Raw genomic sequence first — 306 nt, forward strand, 5'->3', positions numbered from 1 at the left:
TTTTTAAAAGCCTTAGATAAACTCAGCTATCTGGGGGATGTTGTTTTTGCGAATGGTGAAGCACGTCTTTACTTTGAATTACGCCCAGGTACCTCACCCAACATTATGCAAACGCATTTAATGATAGATAGACAATCTCTTCTTTACAATAACCAGCAACCCCAATGGCAGCGTTTTGTCTGGCCAGCGGATACCGTTGCCTCTGGGGCATCACTGAGCTGGATAACCACAAACACAGGCACGCGTATTTATGGTGATTATCGTGGCGTCTGGGGCATTATTCGTTTACTGGAAGATGCCCAAATT

The 306-nt window shown here is 44.4% G+C and carries 1 protein-coding gene; it reads left to right on the plus strand.

What is annotated here, in order from left to right; genetic code table 11:
- On the plus strand, positions 1-306 hold a 306-nt coding region (locus BHE89_RS00470), incomplete at both ends, for a type VI secretion IcmF C-terminal domain-containing protein (protein ID WP_286145794.1).

This window comes from Shigella sp. FC1967, assembly GCF_001743005.1.
Lineage (GTDB): Bacteria > Pseudomonadota > Gammaproteobacteria > Enterobacterales > Enterobacteriaceae > Proteus.